The sequence below is a fragment of the Clostridium kluyveri genome, from assembly GCF_001902295.1.
Lineage (GTDB): Bacteria > Bacillota > Clostridia > Clostridiales > Clostridiaceae > Clostridium_B > Clostridium_B kluyveri_B.
This window is the reverse complement of the sequence record NZ_CP018335.1, coordinates 3,056,499-3,073,253: the sequence shown is the minus strand read 5'-3', so window position 1 is coordinate 3,073,253 and position 16,755 is coordinate 3,056,499. Positions and strand designations below refer to the sequence as shown.

The following is a 16,755-nucleotide window of genomic DNA, read 5'->3' as shown; positions in this document are numbered from 1 at the left end:
CTGTCAATGGTATGCCTTGATAACTTTTGCTATTTCTATTGAAAATAAGGCGAAAATAGGCGGTGGACTATTACCGAATGTTACCTCAAGAGAAATCGATTGAGTTGACATTATATAAGTCCTCTCGAGCCATGTGGAGACGTGCGTACTTTTATCCCACAAAAACCCACAAACATCTCCACCGTCTTTATAAACAGGAAAATTGAATAAAATAGACTTTAAAGGCAATTCAGCCTCGTCACATGGAAAAATCTCTATTTCTTTGATTAACGAAGAAATCAGAGATTTTTTCTCTTCCTCGCTGATTTTATCATATACCTTATCAAAGTTTTCCAGTAAAGTGTAGATGTTTTCCAGTGTGATAGCATCTTGCTCCACGGCTTTGCGGCGCAGCTTTACATCTTCAATCTTTTCTTCCAGCTCTACAATGGTGTCATACAGCCCATCAAGACGGAGGGTCATATCGTGGAGCTTGCGTTCTCTAAAACGGGTATCTTCCGGCAGACTGTCAATTTCATTTTCAAGACGAGTTTTATTGAGTTCCACTTCTCTAAGCTTATTTTCATAGTTTTTGAGTTCTCTATTTAAAGTGGAAGTATCAATTTCCTTGCCTATCCTTGATTTGATTTCTGCCGCAAAATCCTGATTTTTAATTAGCTCTCTGATTGCTTCAATGACAAGCGGCTCAATATCAGTTTTTTTGAGCATGGCTTTATAATCACAGCTTTTTCCTCTGGCGGTGCGAGCCTTGCTGCATACATAATAGTAGATTTCTTTATATGTACCGTCTTTGTTTGTCCAAGCATGTTTATTGGTGTACATTGGGCCACCGCATTTTGGGCATTTTAAAATACCACTTAATAAATGCGCCCTATCACGACCAATTTTGGACGGAGATTTAATGCCTGTTAATTCTCGTTTTTCATGCGCTTCATTCCATAGTTCCTCATCTATAATAGCCTCGTGCTGACCGTCTGCAATAATGTATTCATCTTGGTGTACTTGGCGGTATTCATTTTTAGTGCCCTTGACCTTTTCTCTTTTTCGCCTGCCAAAAGCAATTTTTCCAGTGTACACAGGATTGTCGATTATCATTCTGACGAAATGCGTACTCCATTGTGAAAGAGTACCGTTGGCACGTTTGATTTTTGGGATACCCTGCAAATTTAGATAGTTTGCAATTTTATAAAATCCCATATTGCCATTTACATATTTGTCAAAGATAATTCGTATCGCTTCTGCTTCATTTTCTTGGATATAGAGCTGCTTATCTTTGAGGTAGTAACCATAGGGAGCAAACCCACCGTTCCAGCCACCTTGACGGGCTTTTTCTTTTCTTCCGTTCATTGTCTGCTCTATGATATTTTCACGCTCTATTTCAGCAACGGCAGACAACACTGAAATCAAAAGCTTTCCGTTTGTTTGGGAAGAATCAATTCCTTCCTCAATGCAAATTAAGTTTACGCCAAAGGATTGAACGTGTTCCAAAGAGTTTAGAATATCGGCTGCATTCCTGCCAAAGCGGGAGAGCTTATAGACTAAGATATATTCAATTTCCAAACCATTTTCAATATCATATAGCATTTGTTTAAAAGCGGGTCTGCCTTCTATGGATTTGCCGGATTTACCAGCATCTTCGTAAATGTCTACGATCTCCATTTCTTCTCTGTCTGCAAAACGCCTTAAGCTGTTTTTCTGCCCATCTAAGCTGAACCCATCAACCTGCATTTCGGTACTTACACGAGGGTAAAGTACACATTTTTTTCCACTCCGATTCATAATAGTTGACCTCCAATCAATGATTGGAAAACATCAATCCATAAGCACTGCTCGTTTAGACAACACGATTGATTTCATCTAAGACCTCTGCACCATGTTTTTCTATAATCTGAGAAAGTACATTGATAAAATCCTGATATGCCTTGGTTTTCTCATAAGATTTAGGTGGTGAAACATTAGTAGCAGTAGGATTAGTTGCATTTTTGATATTTTCCATTCGCAATCACCTCCAAGTGTCTTGCTTATATAAAGTATAAGCGTATATATCATTTATGAAAAGTTTGTCGCTGTAACAATTATAGTAAAACCAAGCACACCGCAAATTTGCATAAAACAAAAGTGCGGTGCGGTTAGTTTTATAAGTTTGCCGTATTTGCCACGCACCCCGGCAAAACGCCATTAAAATTGCGGGGATATTTTGAGTTGCTGTTGGCACAGCTATCATAGCCCCACAGTACCGTAGCTTGTCCTTTCAAAAGCCACGCATACCGCAGGGACTCCCTCCGTTTTAATCGTATCGAGGGCGAAACGTATTGAAGTATCATTATCCCTTATGTGGGTCATTGCGGACGAGTTTGCCAAGCTCGGTCTAACATTCCATTTTGTCGCTCCAAAGGTATTTAATTCACCTCCCCATACCGTTATCATGGCGATGTCTGTTAAGTCGCTTTGCCTTTCGGCTCACATAAGTAATGTACTCAAAATATCGTATATGAAATTGTCAAAGAGCAATTATGTTATTCTACATATCAGAGAGAAAACTTCCTCTCATATACCTTTAGAAAAAGAGCTGATTAGTTGCGTCTATCACAAGACATTTTTTAAATATTTTTCAAGATGCGATAATCCTTGGTTAATTGACCGTGTTACTTGGCTTTTGTTTACTCCCTCGGCTTTAGCAATAGCCGTTTTACTCATTCCTAAAAAGTAGTGAGCATAAATACGTTTTGCCTGCTTATCGGGCAAGGTGGCAATGGCAGCGTGAAGCTGTTCCCTTGTGAGCTTACGCTCGTAAATTTCATCGGGCGAGCAGGAAACAAACAAGGCACTGTGTTCAATGCCGTCACCACGGTCAAGAGAGTAGTATGCTTTGTGGTAATATACTTTGCTTTGATAGGCTTGCTCTGCTTTGCGGTATTCTTCAAAAATGTTAAATACTTCATCAGGAATATCAATATATATGTCTACGCTTATATGAGCATAGTAATCTTTTAGATTTATTTTTTTCATGGTCTTACCATCCTTTCAAATTTGGGTTAAAAACTGAACTTGAAAGGACGGTGGGAGGGGAACGACAACAGGGGTCTATAAACGCAAAAATGCCCGACTGAAATTTATGAAATCTCAATCGGGCATAATGGCGCTTGTTTCGTGTTATGTAGTTTATAATTTCGGGTTGTTGCCCATAATCGTCCCATAACAAGACAAGACTTTTTTTGATAAGTTACCAAGCTTTTGAGCAAAAGAAAACATGACGATACCTCCTAAGATACCGCCATATACTTACTCTTAAGCCCCTAAATAAACTTGGACAATTATATCTATATTTATTATAATGTAGAAAGTGATTGGAGGCAAACTATGAAAGGAAAAAGTTATACAAAAGAATTAAAAGAAGAGGTATTAAGAGAAGCGAAAGAAGTAGGAAATGTTTCACTGGTATCAAGAAGGCATGGGATCTCAAAATCAACTATATTTACGTGGATAAAGAATTCTAAGGATGAGATTAAAGTTAAGCCTGGTAGAAAAGCTTTGGTTGAGGGAGAAAAAGAACTTGAAAATGAGTTAACAGAAGTAACAAAAGAGAATGATCATCTAAAAAAATTGTTAGGAGAAAAAGATTTAGAAGTAGCAATTCTTAGAGACTTAATAAAAAAATCAAACCCTCAATTAAAGAAAAAGTAGAAATAGCTAAAAAATATATAGATCAAGGATACAATGCAGTATTTGTACTTAAAGTAGTTAAACTCGGAAGATCAACATATTACTATAATTTAAGCGTAGAAGGCAAAGAAAAGGCTAGACCTAAAGGTGGAAAGCCAAAAGGATACAGTATAAACGTAGATGGTGAGAAAGTATGCGATGATCAGATTAAGGAATTTATTTTGGAGGCCATTGATGGGGATGCTATTAACTATGGATATAGAAAAATAACTTACCATCTAAGAAAATATTATAATCTTGTGATTAATCACAAGAAGGTTTATCGGCTTTGCAAAGAGCTCAGAATACTTAAAGACCAGAGAATAATTAAAGCTAAAATAAAGAGAAATATTGCAGTTAACAGAACTATAACAGGCTCAAATCAACTATGGGAAATGGATATAAAATATGGCTACATAGAAGGTGAAGATAAGTTCTTCTACTTACTAAATTTAATTGATATCTTTGATAGGAGCATTATAGATTACCACATGGGTTTACACTGTGAGGCTAAAGATGCTACAGCACTACTGAGAAAGTGCTTAATAAGAAGAAACTTGTTTGAGGAAGGCTCTAAAAAGCCAGTAATAAGAACAGACAACGGGCCTCAGTTTATAAGTCATAAATTTGATGAATGCTGTGAAGGACTTAAAACTGAACATGAGAGAATACCAGTGAAGACGCCAAATAAAAACGCACATGTGGAATCATTTCACAGAATACTTGAGGATGAGTGTTTAAAAATTAATGAATTTCAAAGCTATGCGGAAGCATACAAAATAGTAAATGAATTTATGGAATTCTACAATAATAGGAGATTACATTCAAGTTTAAGATTTATGGCTCCACATGAATTTTATAACCTTTATTTTGGAGAAAACCTAACAAATATTCAAATAAGGGTCTAAATTTAAAAGAAATGAAGAATTTATTAGATTCCGTCCAAAACGAGGGGGTTAATCCGCTTATCAGTCGTCATAGACTTGTGTAAAACGCAAAGAACGGCGGCTTTGAAAATCAAAGCCACCGTTTTATAGACGTGAAAATATATCTACTGTACGACGACTTTTTTTCTTTTGCCGTCGTGCGGCAGATTGTTTTTCTATTAGATTATTGTTATCAGTACAACAAGAATACCAACCACAATTCGATACCAACCAAATGCCTTAAAATCATGTTTTTTAATATATCCCATGAGGAATTTTATAACTAACACCGATACCGCAAATGCTACCACCATACCTATTATTAAGATAAGCAATTCAACGCTTGTAAAGGAAACACCAAATTTCAATATTTTAATAGCACTTAAACCGAACATAACAGGAACGGCAAGAAAAAACGTAAATTCCGCTGCTACTACTCTTGATACACCAATCAACAGCGCCCCTATAATTGTGGCACCCGAACGAGAAGTACCGGGAATAATGGAAAGTACCTGAAATAGTCCAATTAAAAAGGCTGTTCCATAAGTAATATTTTCTAATTTGCAAGTAGTTGGAAACCGTTTTTTGTTCCAAATTTCAATGACAATAAAAGCAATACCATAGAAAATAAGGGCTGCTGCAATTACTATTGGAGTGTGTAGATGAGCTTCAATATAATCGTCAAACAGGATAGTTATAACTGCCCCGGGAATACAAGCAACTACGACTTTGAACCAAAGAGAAAATGTATCCTTTTTGATAATAGGCTGTGATTTGTCCTTAAATTGGAACGGAAACATTTTTTCCCAAAACATAACAACTACCGCAAAGATAGCTCCAAGCTGAATGACAACAAAAAACATTTCCTTAAATGCGTCGCTCATATTAAGCGTGATAAATTCGTCCACAAGAAGCATATGCCCTGTGCTGCTGATGGGCAGCCACTCGGTAATTCCCTCAACAATTCCAAGAAAAATAACTTTCAAAACTTCTATAAAATCAAGTGCCATTATCTCAAATCCTCCTTTTCGAAATGGTGATAGGTCATAAAGAAACCGACTGCTGATAACAAAAGGATAATACCCACAGATAGGGCAATGGGGTAGCCGGTATTCTCGATTTTACCCTGCACAAGAAAAAATGTAGCTGTCCACGGATATATTGCACCCCATTCTTGATTTGCGAGAGCCGCACTGCCCATGACGATAACAGCAGAACCAATCATAGGAGCAACAAATCCCTTTGTTTTCCCTGCGACAAATACAAAAGGAGAAGTTGTTAAAAACATTAGGATACCGCCAAGTAAAAACTTTGGAAACCATTCGATTGCCACAAGCAAGCTGTACCCTTCCATTGTAAAGATAGCGTGGTATATTCCACAAACGATAAAAATACCTGCCCATGTCACAATGTTAAGAGTAACAATTTCAAGCAGTAAGGTGCAAAACTTGCCAAGCAGTAGTTTTGTTCTTGAGATAGGAATGGGTAATATAGTCTTAAGTGTATTTTCTGTATATTCTCTACTGAATAAAAATGCAGCAATTGCAATATAGACCATCATATTTGTTAGTAACATGGTATAAAGTACACTGCTGTTGTAAACGTCAGACAAGGTAAAGACAAGTTCTGGTTTGTCAAAATAAGTTTGCAGAGCCTCTAACAGCATTAACAATGGTGTAGATAGCACTCCTGCAATACTAATTGGTATTATTTTTGACCGCTTTAATTTAAGTAGTTCACAGGAAATAATCTTAAGCAATGCCCTCACCTCCAATCAGTTTAGAAAAGTATTCCTCTAAGTTTTCTTCACTGGCATTTACCTTTGTGACAAGTAGTCCATTTAAGGCAAAATCGCGATTGATGTTCCCTATATTGTGGTTGAAATCATAAATTTTTAGTGTATTTCCCTGCACCGTAAAGTCTGTGATATGATAGCGGCTTTCTAAAATTTTTGCAGCTGCTTGCCCATCCGACAAATCAAATTGAGTGTATTTTCGGTTTCTTTTGTGTAGCTCTGCTATATCAACCTCTTCTATTAAATGACCCTCGTGCATAACACCAATAATATCTGCAATTTGCTCAACCTCATTTAAAACATGGCTTGATATAAAAATTGTGGTGCCATTATCATGGCTAAGTTTAGATAGAAATGAGCGAATTTCTGATATTCCAATTGGGTCAAGTCCGTTAATTGGTTCATCAAGTATAAGCAGCTCTGGCTCGTGCATAATGGCAGCGGCAATACCAAGCCGCTGTTTCATGCCAAGGGAATAGTCGGCAAAGACCTTTCTTTTTTCCTCATGCAGCCCCACAATTTCAAGAGCGTTTAAGACTTTGTTTTTGCAAAGTTGTCCTCGCAATTTAGCAAGAATATACAAATTCTCATATCCTGTTAAATTGCCGTAGAAACTTGGTGTTTCAATAATCGAACCTATTTTGCTATAAATAGCAGTTTCATTGCCCTTATAGTCTTTTCCAAACAGCCTGATAGCTCCATCTGTTGGGAAAGTAAGTTTCAACATCATTTTCATTGCGGTGGTTTTCCCGGCTCCGTTTCTGCCAAGCAGTCCATAAATCTTCCCTTTTGGCACATGAAGATTTATCTTATCAACAACGGTAGCGGTTCCATATCGCTTGGTAAGATTATTAGTTTCGATAATAAATTCCATAACCATTATTCCTTTCTGTGGATTTCTGTTTCTGCTGACCACAAATTTATTATCCGTCCCAGTGTGGTAAAAGCAAAGAAACCTACCGTCACAATAGAAAAAAAGCTCCGACACTTATCGTGTCAGAGCCTATTTTCAAGGGTTTTATGGCAATTTTTATTTTGTTCTGCTTTGCTGTAGCAATAAAAATATTTTCACTGCAAAAAACAAGAAAAGCAGTATTGTTGCATATGGTTCTCTTGCCGCAGCAAATAAACAGATTGCTACTGCGCCTGTTGCGATAGAAACTTTCGAGATAATGTTATGCAATAACTCTTTTTCGAAACAAATGAAAGCAATTCTGGCAATTCCAAGCCCAATTATAAATAAAAAAACAGCCCAATGTATTCCAATATCTAAATCTGGTAAATGAGTATTTGACAGAAGATTTACATGGTAAAACTGGCTGCCTTGAGGTTCTCCATAGATTGGTAATACAATAAGTGCAACTGCCAATACATCTATTATTCCACTGATAATGTTATAAATTCTTTTAACATTAGAGTTGTTTTCAGTTTCGGCAAGGGTAATCAGTTCCTCACCAGACAGCAGTTCATCTATGGTTACAGAAAAGAATTTAGAAATACACTTGAGTGACTCAATGTTAGGGTAGCCTTTTCCGCTTTCCCATTTTGAAATTGCTGTCCTTGATACATATAGTTGCTCTGCAAGCTGTTCCTGCGTTAGGTTCTTCCCAGTTCTAAGTTGTTGCAGTTTTTCGTTAAACTCCATGCTTGTCCTCCTGTTTGTTTTTTATTTTCATACGTCCATCAATGGGCTTTTCCGCATCTTTGGGTATCAGCCATGCCCGACCAAACTTCTCGGTACCATCAATGCGACTTTCTTCGCATAATTTTTGTATTCGCCGTTCCGATATACCCCATTTTTTAGAAGCAGCTTTCACAGAAATATAATTCATATAATCAACTTCCTTTCGCCTAAGAGTATATAATTATTATATACGGAATGGCGAACAATAGCAAGTTTACTTCTATCGAAGAGCGAAATAAAATACTACTTAATGTAAAGTTGTGCTTCGTTCAAATGTCGTCACCCGAAATGTAAAATGATATGGGGTGATATAAAAATGTACCAAGACGAAAGAAAGCTTGATTTCAAGCCTTTAGGTATGGCGATAAAAAAGGCTCGTGAAGCGAAAGGGTGGACACAGGAGTATCTTGCCCAACTGGTAGACCTCACACCACGCTCTATTATGTACATAGAGAACAGAGGGCAGCATCCAAGCCTTAATAAATTTTATCTGATTGTTACACTGCTCAATATTTCAGTAGACCAATTCTTTTATCCCTGCAATGCAGAAGGTAAAAGTAATCGCCGCAAGCAAGTTGATGTATTGCTTAACTCAATGAAAGAAACGGAGCTTATTGTAATCGAAGCTACGGCTCAAGGCTTGAAAAAAGTAAGAGAAACAGCGGAATAATGAACGCTGTTTTGGTAAGCCAAGCAAACTGAAAAAGTGCGACACCTATGAGGATATAGCAAAGTCAATTGTGGATAACTGGAAAAAAGTTATTAAATAGTAGAGACTAACTATATGAAGTCAAGTTAAAAATCAAAAGATTTTTATAGTTATTTAATTGAAAAAAGAAAGCATGACAAAAAGAGCAATGGAAAATTGCTTTTTGAAAAATATTAATTTTTATGGATAAGTTTATATTTGTGGAGCAAAAGTTGCATTGGTCTTTAAAAGATGAAATATTACACGTATCAATTTTTTAGCAACATGGCTCATGGCAACATAATAGTGCTTGCCTTCAGATTGTTTCTTTGACAAATATGCAGAGAAAGTAGCATCTCTCATTGAAACAGTTCTCCCAGCCATAAGTATGGCCCATCTAAGGTAGGCAGAACCCCGTTTGACCATGGGTGTATGGGATGCAGTGTACTTTCCAGATTGATAGGTGGAGGGATCTAATCCGGCAAAGGCCAGGAGTTTACAGGGAGTGGTGAATCTTTTAATATCGCCGATTTCTGCCAATATTATAGCTGCCAGGGTATATGAAATTCCTGGAATACTAATAAGTGGGGAATTGATCTCAACAACGATTTCTTTTATGAGAAGCTCTAAGGAATCAATCTCGTGTTGTACTGACTGTATTAACCTAATGGTTTGCTTGAGTTCAAAACTTAGAGACCTTGAGTTAGTGCCAATAGAATTTGCAGCAGACTCCTTTAGAGAAATAGCTTTATCTTTTCCATACTTGCCCTTGGAAGCTGTATTTAGTATGTTTGTTAGCTTGGTCAGGTGGCAGGCAGCTATATCTTTTGGGCTTGGAAGTATGGATAAAAGGGCATAGGAAGAAGATTGATGAATTGACCAAAAAAGATCGGGCAGCTCGGGGAACATAATATCTACCAATCTATTGACAGATGTTTTCAACTTAGACCTATATCCAATTAGGCGATATCTATGCCTGGTTAATGACTTTAGCTCTTGAATCTGGTATGATACAGGAGAATAGGATTTTGTATCATCAGAAAAGAGCATTTTAGCAATAACCAATGCATCCGTTTTATCAGTCTTAGTTTTTCTAAGAGACTGGGCTTTACGGAAGAGATTTGTAGCTAAAGGGTTGAGAATGGAGAGCTTGAAGCCTTTAGCATACAAAAAGTTTTGGAGATTGGTGCTGTAATGACCTGTTGATTCAAGTCCTATTTTTACGTTGGAAATATCCTTGTCAGGCAGAATGGAAAGTATTGAAGAATAAAGTAATTCAAAGCCTTGACGGGAATTGGATATACGTAAAGAATCATTATAAACAACACCATCTGAATCTATAATACAGCAATCATGTTTGTTTTTTGCTATATCTATACCAATATAAATCATAAGAACAACTCCTTTATAGTATTATACGCCATGTTCCACAAATCTCATGCAAATGTATCCTTGCTATATATAAAACGTCATGCGTTATCTAACTAATTAACAGATAAGCATAAGACAGTGGTTAGATCCTCAATTAAAATAGTCCAGCTATAGGTGATAAAACTAATCCACAGCGTCTTATGATAATTATAGTAAAAATCTCTAAGAAAGGAAAAGTATAATGAATTTTTACTATATGTTCATTATACAAGGTGAATTGCGTGGAAAATGAAATGTTTGAACTTGCAGACAGATTAAAAAAACTTAGAGAAATTAAAAAAACACGGGAAGAAGAGCTTAAAACAGTTAACGGAGAAATTCAGGATGTGGAAATAAAACTATCTGACATGATGGTTGATACTGAAACGCAGAGCTTTAACAGAAGCGGCACATTATTTTATCTAAATGCTAAAACCTATGCATCGGCAGTGGCCGGACAAAAACAGGAATTATTTGAAGCACTTAAAACTAATGGGTTTGGTTCATTGGTTACAGAAACAGTTAACACAAATAGTTTGTCAGCTTTTGTAAGGGAGCAGATGTCAGAAAATGATGAAATTTTACCTGCCTGGCTTGAAGGCAGAGTAAATGTCTTTGAAAAGACAATAGTAGGAGTTAGAAAAGCGAAGTAACCTCTGATGGGTTATGGATAACAATGAAAATTATTAAAAATTCACATAGATTCAATAATACAAAGAATATGAATGATACAAAGAGTATGAGGGTATAAACAAGTAAAATTTAAGGGGGAAAGGAATGAAAAATAAGGAATTAATGGGGCAGGAAAGAGGATATTTAGCAGTTGCTGAATTCAATGCCCATAATGGACTTATAGAGGAACTGGACGGATTAACCTCAACCTTTGATAAAATAAAAATTCCTGCAGGGGGAGGACTCACCTTTGAAGTACCGGGAGATAATGGAGAGTCCGAGGCAGCAAAAGAAATAGAAGGAGTTATACTCTACCACCACGCACTGAATAGTTATTATAAAGATAAATACACCGGGGGAAGTAACCCGCCGGACTGTGGCAGCCTTGATGGAAAAGCAGGGGAGGGAAATCCGGGTGGCAGATGTATAAACTGTCCCTATAACCAGTTTGGTACGGGAGAAAATGGCAGTGGAAAGGCGTGCAAAAACAAGAGGAGAATATTTATTTTAAGGGAAGGAGAAGTATTTCCAATACTTCTCACCCTTCCTACAGGCTCACTTAAAGGGTTTACGGCATTTATAAGAAGACTTGTGACTAAAGGAAAAAGGTGTCATACTTTAGTCACAAAAATTAGCCTTAAAAAAGCTGTAAGCAGCAGGGGAATTCAGTTTTCACAGGCAGTTTTCAGGGTTCTAAGAGATTTAAATGGGGAGGAAATTCAAGCTGTAATGCCACTGGTTAATCATGTGAGGGAAATGTCTAAAAATATTGCACTGGATATAGATGCTGAAAATTGTGATAATTATACAGTGGATAAAGAAACAGGTGAAATTGTACCTTTAGTATAAGATTTAACCTTTGGGGGCGGCTGTGGCTGTCCCTTGTATTCAGACCTTTCACTGGAGGTGGTGAAACTGAATAACCTGGATTCAAAGATAAACTGGGCTGATTTTTATAAAAAGTATGTAAAAAGGCTCAAAAAGGCAGGAGTAAGCAAAATGCAGGGTCTATGTCCTTTCCATAACGACCATAAGGCTTCCTTCTGGTTTAATACTGTAAATGGGTGTTTTAAATGTGAGGCCTGCGGGGAATCTGGAAATGGTCAGACCTTTCTTGAAAAGATAGAAAATATAGATAGTAAAGAAGCCTATAAAAGACTTTTAAAAATTGCAGGAGAATACAGGGAACCTGAAAAGAAAGAAAAATTTACACTGAGATACTATTCGGAAATGAAAAAGCTGCCCCTGGAATTTTTATCTGAGCTCCAAATTAAAAATACTAGAAACGGTATAGTAATACCCTATTTTGATGCGGAAGGGGCTGTACTCTGTAAAAGAAACAGATATGGAGAGAGAATGTTCAGCTGGGCAAGGGGTTCTAAAATTAACCTTTATGGACTGTGGAAAATAAAAGACTTTGGGGCTTTTGATTATATAGTTTTAGTTGAAGGTGAAAGTGATGCACATACTCTGTGGCTTTATAATATCCCTGCCCTTGGAGTTCCGGGAGCCAGTACCTTCAGGCAGGAATGGGCAGAGCATTTGAAGGATTTTAATGTGTATATCTATAAGGAACCGGACCAGGGAGGAAAAACTTTTTTAAGGAAGATCTGTGGGGAACTTTTTAAAGCAGCCTTTAAAAATGAAGTGTTTGAAATTACTATCCCAAACTTCAAAGACCCCAGTGAACTCCACATAAATGCACAAGATGAATTTCAAAACAGGTGGAATGCTGTAATAGAAAGTGCAGTAAAGGTTGACATAGAAAAAGCTGCAGTAAAACCTGATGAGGTAATTAAAGGGGCACCAGTATCTTTAAGAATTCCTCAAGGGTTTAAGCTCACAGAAGATGGAATATTTATACTTGACCAAAAGAGGGGCATAGATGTAAGGTTCTGCAGTACCCCTGTAATTATCTCAAAGAGGCTTGTAAGTATTGAAACCAACGAAGAAAAGTTAGAAATAGCTTTTCTAAAAGATAAAAAGTGGCACAGGCAGATAGTGCAGAGGTCAACGCTTTTTCAAAATAGAACCATAATACAGCTTTCAGATATAGGAATAAATGTAACCTCTGAAAACTCAAAATTTCTTGTAAGGTTTTTAGGTGCACTCCTTGATGAAAATATGGATTTGATCCAGATATCAAAATCAGTAACTCAAATGGGATGGCACGGCCGTAAGTTTCTCCCTTACCTGTCAGGAGATATTGTAGTTGATGTGGACTCAAACGGCAGCAGGTGGGTTAATGCCTACCATAAATCGGGTAAATATGAGGAGTGGACTAAGCATATAGGAAAATGCCGGGAGAATTATATTTTTAGATTTATACTTGCGGCAAGCTTTGCAGCTCCCCTCCTTAAAGTTATGAACCATAGAATATTTATGATCCACAACTGGGGGAATACCCGTTTTGGTAAAACGGCAGCACTAAAAGCCGCTTTATCAGTGTGGGGAGAAGCGGAAGGACTGATGGGCAATTTTAATGCCACAAGGGTAGGACTTGAGAAGATGGCAAGTTTCTTCAATGACCTGCCACTTGGAATAGATGAAAAACAGGTTGTTGGAAACAGGCAGGACTTTATTGAGTCCCTTGTATATATGCTCTCCCTTGGAAAATCCAAAGTACGGGGAACAAAAAGCGGGGGACTTCAAAAGAGTTCATCATGGAGAAGTATCATACTGACAACAGGTGAAGAACCAATTATAGCATCTAACAGTCAAAGCGGCATAAATACAAGGGTAATAGAAATATACGGTGCACCTTTTGAAAATGAAAATTGGGCCGGAAAAATGCATAAGGTAACAGCAGAAAACTATGGATTTGCAGGTGAAAAATTTCTAGGTTCTTTGATAAATGAAGGTAGATTCTTAACGAATATTAGAGAGTTATATGATACTTTTTGTAGAGAATATGAATCTGAAATAAAAATAGGTACCCACATGGCAAATGTCGCACTAATTTCTGCAGCTGATGTTTTAGTGTCAGAAATAGTATTTAATAGTTCAAGAGAAAAAGCATTAGAAGAAGCTAAAAATATGGGATATAAAATACTAATGGAGCTTGGAGAGCAGCAGGAAGATGTCAATGATAAAGCCTATGAATTTATCAGGGAATGGGCAATATCAAATAGAAACCAGTTTGAAAATGATGCGAAGCAGAGGTACGGATATATAGAAAGCAGGACTTTTTATATTTTACCTTCTATACTGGAAGAAGCTTTAGGTAAAAAGAATTATTCCTATAGAAAAACTATAAGGGCACTGGGGGAAAGAGGGCTTATTGGAAGCTCATATTACAATGGAAAACTCCAGTACTCTGTTGTCAAAAGGTTTGGAGGCGGGATATCCAGGTTCATAGAAATAAAATTTAAGGAACTTGAGGAGAGCCAGCCATTCTGATTTAGGTGTAACAGGAGTAACGTTGGGAGTAACAAAAAAATACCAAAAAAGTTAGTAATATAAACCTGTGTTACTCCTGTTACTACTGTTACTCCTAATATATATATATTATATAGGGGAGTTACCAAAGAAATAATAAGAGTAATTAAACTCTATATATAGGGTATGTTTTTTTACCTTAGGAGTAAGAAAAAATATAAGGCTCAAAAGCTTGTAAAATCAACGCTTTCGGGGTGTTACTCCTGTTACTACTAAGTTTTTTATTATGTGGTGGTGATGGATTTGAAAGAGAAAAATGAACTTGAAATAATAAAAAAAAGACTCCAAAAAGCATACTCAATGACCATAAGAGAGCAGAAAAAGTGGTCAAAGAAAATTAAAGAACTTGAGGTACTCTCGGTAAAACTTGAGAAAAGTACCGGTAAACATTTTTTAGATGAAGAAGGAGTAAAACTTTTAATATCGGCAAATAAAGAGATTTCAAGGGAACTTTCAGAAGAGAGATGGGGAGATGGCATTGGAAAGTATTTTGAGGAAAACCCGGAGGTTAATGAACTTTTAGAAGCCTGCAGTGATATTGACTATGCCTTCAGGATAAGGAGCTTTACTGTTTTAAAGTTAAAGATTGAAAAGTACAAAGAAGCTTTCAAATTTGTTGAAAAAACTTATGGAGACACTAAAACTCTCGGAATTAGAGAACTTACACCGGATGAAAGCAAAAAAGTAGATAAAGATTTAGAGCAGATAGGGTGGCTTTAAAATATATGGGAGATGCTCTGGTAAAAGAAAAAAATATAACAAATAAAATATTAAAGTATCTAAAGTCCCTGGATAACTGCTTCTGTTTTAAAGAGCATGGGGGAAGATACGGAACAGCAGGAATACCAGACATAATATGCTGCTTTAATGGCAGGTTCATTGCCTTTGAGGTAAAAACCGAAAAAGGCAGACTTACAAAGTTGCAGGAAATCACAATACAAAAAATCAAAGAGGCAAAGGGCAAAGCTTTCAAAGTTACAAGTTTAGAAGAGGTTAAAAATATACTTGAAAATTTGGAGGTATAAGCTTATGACCAAACAGGAACTGTCCCAGCTTTATCATTTAAACAGGGAAATTGAGAGAATGCAGAGTAGGCTGCAGGAACTTGAAGCTCTGGCAGCATCATGTACAGGTAGTATAACAGGAATGCCCAAAACTCCTGGAATATCTGATAAAGTTGGAAAATATACAGCTGAAATAGCAGACCTTAAGAGCCTTTTAGATATCAGTCTTAGAAAGTGTTTCCATGAACTCAATAGATTGAACAGATATATAAATAGTGTTGAAGACAGCCAGATGAGGTTAATTCTAAGCCTTAGATATATAAATGGACTCAGCTGGAAGCAGATAGCTTTTAGTATAGATGAACATGATGAACAATATCCACGGAGAAAACACAATAAATTTCTTAAACAAAGTAAAAATGACGAACTTAATGTGATATGATATAGAATATGGAAGAATATATAAACCTCTTGGAGAAATCTAAGGGGTTTCTAAATAAACAAGAATATTAAAGAATGGGAGAGTAAAACCAATCTGAATGCTCTAGAACCAAGATAAAAAGCAAGAAAAATCAGTAAAAAAATTGAAGTTGACGAAAATGACGAATGAAATGTGATACAGTATAAAGTGTGGAAGTATACATGAAACCTCTCTGGAAATCTCGGGAGGTTTTTTTATGCTCTAAAATAACAGGCTTCGGAATATCAGGGGCTTTTTTGATTGGAGGAAGAAATTGGAATTATACAATCAGAGGATAGAGAATCTGTGAAAGTAAAGATATTGGTAAGGAGTATATAGAAATTGGAGAACTTGCAGGTGTGTTTATAAGAACAAAAGGTGCCAAAATGGACACTTTCATGACACTGCTGGAGATCCCAGTAAGTTTTTTTAGACCCTAAAATAATAAGCTTAGGAATATCTGGAGTTTTTTGATTGGAGGAAGAAAATGAAAATTATACAATCCAAGGATGGAGAGCCTATAAGAATAAAAATATCAGCTGAGGCTGCAAGGGATCATAGAGAATTATTCGGAGCAATGAAGAGAAAAGAAATCCAGATGGAACTTAAGTATTATATAACAAAATTTCTCCAGGCAAAAAAAGTACCTGATGAAATTATTAACTATGATAACGAGAAAGCTATATTTCTTTTAAAAATTGATGACAGTAACTATGAGGTTGCAGGTTTTGGGAGGGTCAGTGAATGGTGTTCATAAGTAAGAAGTATGAGAAATATGTTAAATCAAGAAGAATTAAATAAGCTTTGCCATGGTCTTGAAAAGGTTCATAGAAAAGATGGAATTAAAAAACTAATGACTAAAGGTTACAGCATGGATGAAGCTTCTGAGTACTACAACATCTGGAGAAAATACTATGTCACCACTCTTTTCAATATCACTTAGACGGTGTACTTAATTTGGGGGAATAAATATGGA

The 16,755-nt window shown here is 36.5% G+C and carries 19 protein-coding genes; 10 read left to right on the top strand and 9 right to left on the bottom strand.

Annotated elements, in window-relative coordinates:
- Positions 1–3: 3 nt before the first annotated feature.
- From BS101_RS14800 to BS101_RS14795, 3 genes are all read right to left on the bottom strand, one after another.
- Complete coding sequence (locus tag BS101_RS14800) at positions 4–1,779, bottom strand: recombinase family protein (RefSeq protein WP_198039490.1); 1,776 nt, start codon at positions 1,777–1,779, stop codon at positions 4–6.
- Positions 1,780–1,834: 55 nt separating this feature from the next.
- Positions 1,835–1,996, bottom strand: coding sequence for a hypothetical protein (locus BS101_RS23415; protein ID WP_198039489.1), 162 nt, complete (start codon positions 1,994–1,996; stop codon positions 1,835–1,837).
- A 590-nt stretch (positions 1,997–2,586) separates the two neighbouring features.
- Positions 2,587–3,009 (bottom strand): sigma-70 family RNA polymerase sigma factor, encoded by a 423-nt coding sequence (locus BS101_RS14795; protein WP_073539517.1) that lies wholly within the window; start codon positions 3,007–3,009, stop codon positions 2,587–2,589.
- 351 nt (positions 3,010–3,360) lie between these two features.
- Here BS101_RS14795 and BS101_RS22400 point away from each other — a divergent pair.
- A protein-coding gene (locus BS101_RS22400; RefSeq protein WP_156876061.1) for an IS3 family transposase occupies positions 3,361–4,610 on the top strand; the annotation gives its coding sequence in 2 pieces (ribosomal slippage) (positions 3,361–3,649 and positions 3,649–4,610; 1,251 coding nt in all).
- A gap of 197 nt (positions 4,611–4,807) precedes the next feature.
- Here BS101_RS22400 and BS101_RS14780 read toward each other — a convergent pair.
- The 5 genes from BS101_RS14780 to BS101_RS14760 all read right to left on the bottom strand — a co-directional run bounded on the left by BS101_RS14780 (position 4,808) and on the right by BS101_RS14760 (position 8,255).
- Entirely contained in the window at positions 4,808–5,638 is an 831-nt protein-coding gene (locus BS101_RS14780) for an undecaprenyl-diphosphate phosphatase (protein ID WP_073539515.1), read from the bottom strand.
- Positions 5,638–6,396 (bottom strand): ABC transporter permease, encoded by a 759-nt coding sequence (locus tag BS101_RS14775; protein ID WP_431732553.1) that lies wholly within the window; start codon positions 6,394–6,396, stop codon positions 5,638–5,640. The genes BS101_RS14780 and BS101_RS14775 overlap by 1 nt, the downstream gene beginning before the upstream one ends.
- Positions 6,380–7,297 (bottom strand): ABC transporter ATP-binding protein, encoded by a 918-nt coding sequence (locus BS101_RS14770; RefSeq protein WP_073539513.1) that lies wholly within the window; start codon positions 7,295–7,297, stop codon positions 6,380–6,382. Before BS101_RS14770 ends, BS101_RS14775 begins: the two co-directional genes overlap by 17 nt.
- A 156-nt stretch (positions 7,298–7,453) precedes the next feature.
- A complete protein-coding gene (locus BS101_RS14765; protein WP_073539512.1) occupies positions 7,454–8,068 on the bottom strand; it encodes a helix-turn-helix domain-containing protein in 615 nt (204 codons plus the stop codon).
- Positions 8,058–8,255, bottom strand: coding sequence for a DNA-binding protein (locus tag BS101_RS14760; protein WP_073539511.1), 198 nt, complete (start codon positions 8,253–8,255; stop codon positions 8,058–8,060). Before BS101_RS14760 ends, BS101_RS14765 begins: the two co-directional genes overlap by 11 nt.
- A 162-nt stretch (positions 8,256–8,417) precedes the next feature.
- Here BS101_RS14760 and BS101_RS14755 point away from each other — a divergent pair, with 162 nt between their 5' ends.
- Positions 8,418–8,777 carry a helix-turn-helix domain-containing protein gene (locus BS101_RS14755; protein ID WP_431732552.1) on the top strand — a complete coding sequence of 120 codons (360 nt, stop codon included), beginning with the start codon at positions 8,418–8,420 and terminating at the stop codon, positions 8,775–8,777.
- Positions 8,778–9,008: 231 nt separating this feature from the next.
- Here the strand turns inward: BS101_RS14755 and BS101_RS14750 are convergent, their stop codons facing one another.
- Entirely contained in the window at positions 9,009–10,187 is a 1,179-nt protein-coding gene (locus tag BS101_RS14750) for an IS110 family transposase (protein ID WP_073539509.1), read from the bottom strand.
- Between the two features lie 260 nt (positions 10,188–10,447).
- On the opposite strand from BS101_RS14750, the gene BS101_RS14745 reads away from it, so the two are divergent.
- The 8 genes from BS101_RS14745 (at position 10,448) to BS101_RS22875 (ending at position 16,722) form a co-directional block, all read left to right on the top strand.
- Entirely contained in the window at positions 10,448–10,858 is a 411-nt protein-coding gene (locus BS101_RS14745; RefSeq protein ID WP_242951298.1) for a hypothetical protein, read from the top strand.
- Between the two features lie 124 nt (positions 10,859–10,982).
- The gene (locus BS101_RS14740; protein ID WP_073539508.1) at positions 10,983–11,726 is read left to right on the top strand and encodes a hypothetical protein; all 744 of its coding nucleotides are present in this window, start codon (positions 10,983–10,985) and stop codon (positions 11,724–11,726) included.
- Positions 11,727–11,786: 60 nt separating this feature from the next.
- Complete coding sequence (locus tag BS101_RS14735) at positions 11,787–14,276, top strand: DUF927 domain-containing protein (RefSeq protein ID WP_198039488.1); 2,490 nt, start codon at positions 11,787–11,789, stop codon at positions 14,274–14,276.
- Positions 14,277–14,558: 282 nt separating this feature from the next.
- Positions 14,559–15,035: a hypothetical protein gene (locus BS101_RS14730; protein WP_073539506.1), complete on the top strand. Its 477-nt coding sequence runs from the start codon at positions 14,559–14,561 to the stop codon at positions 15,033–15,035.
- A 5-nt stretch (positions 15,036–15,040) separates the two neighbouring features.
- A complete protein-coding gene (locus tag BS101_RS14725; protein WP_073539505.1) occupies positions 15,041–15,340 on the top strand; it encodes a VRR-NUC domain-containing protein in 300 nt (99 codons plus the stop codon).
- 4 nt (positions 15,341–15,344) lie between these two features.
- Positions 15,345–15,761 carry a hypothetical protein gene (locus BS101_RS14720; RefSeq protein WP_073539504.1) on the top strand — a complete coding sequence of 139 codons (417 nt, stop codon included), beginning with the start codon at positions 15,345–15,347 and terminating at the stop codon, positions 15,759–15,761.
- A 505-nt stretch (positions 15,762–16,266) separates the two neighbouring features.
- A complete protein-coding gene (locus tag BS101_RS14715; protein ID WP_073539503.1) occupies positions 16,267–16,536 on the top strand; it encodes a hypothetical protein in 270 nt (89 codons plus the stop codon).
- 18 nt (positions 16,537–16,554) lie between these two features.
- Positions 16,555–16,722, top strand: a complete 168-nt coding sequence (locus BS101_RS22875; protein ID WP_156876060.1) for a hypothetical protein — start codon at positions 16,555–16,557, stop codon at positions 16,720–16,722.
- Positions 16,723–16,755 lie beyond the last annotated feature (33 nt).

Bases quoted from the DNA above. Each gene is read 5' to 3' on its own strand.
- BS101_RS14800 (WP_198039490.1), bottom strand. From the start codon at position 1,779: ATGAATCGGAGTGGAAAAAAATGTGTACTTTACCCTCGTGTAAGTACC.
- BS101_RS23415 (WP_198039489.1), bottom strand. From the start codon at position 1,996: ATGGAAAATATCAAAAATGCAACTAATCCTACTGCTACTAATGTTTCA.
- BS101_RS14795 (WP_073539517.1), bottom strand. From the start codon at position 3,009: ATGAAAAAAATAAATCTAAAAGATTACTATGCTCATATAAGCGTAGAC.
- BS101_RS14780 (WP_073539515.1), bottom strand. From the start codon at position 5,638: ATGGCACTTGATTTTATAGAAGTTTTGAAAGTTATTTTTCTTGGAATT.
- BS101_RS14770 (WP_073539513.1), bottom strand. From the start codon at position 7,297: ATGGAATTTATTATCGAAACTAATAATCTTACCAAGCGATATGGAACC.
- BS101_RS14765 (WP_073539512.1), bottom strand. From the start codon at position 8,068: ATGGAGTTTAACGAAAAACTGCAACAACTTAGAACTGGGAAGAACCTA.
- BS101_RS14760 (WP_073539511.1), bottom strand. From the start codon at position 8,255: ATGAATTATATTTCTGTGAAAGCTGCTTCTAAAAAATGGGGTATATCG.
- BS101_RS14750 (WP_073539509.1), bottom strand. From the start codon at position 10,187: ATGATTTATATTGGTATAGATATAGCAAAAAACAAACATGATTGCTGT.
- BS101_RS14740 (WP_073539508.1), top strand. From the start codon at position 10,983: ATGAAAAATAAGGAATTAATGGGGCAGGAAAGAGGATATTTAGCAGTT.
- BS101_RS14725 (WP_073539505.1), top strand. From the start codon at position 15,041: ATGGGAGATGCTCTGGTAAAAGAAAAAAATATAACAAATAAAATATTA.
- BS101_RS14720 (WP_073539504.1), top strand. From the start codon at position 15,345: ATGACCAAACAGGAACTGTCCCAGCTTTATCATTTAAACAGGGAAATT.
- BS101_RS14715 (WP_073539503.1), top strand. From the start codon at position 16,267: ATGAAAATTATACAATCCAAGGATGGAGAGCCTATAAGAATAAAAATA.
- BS101_RS22875 (WP_156876060.1), top strand. From the start codon at position 16,555: ATGTTAAATCAAGAAGAATTAAATAAGCTTTGCCATGGTCTTGAAAAG.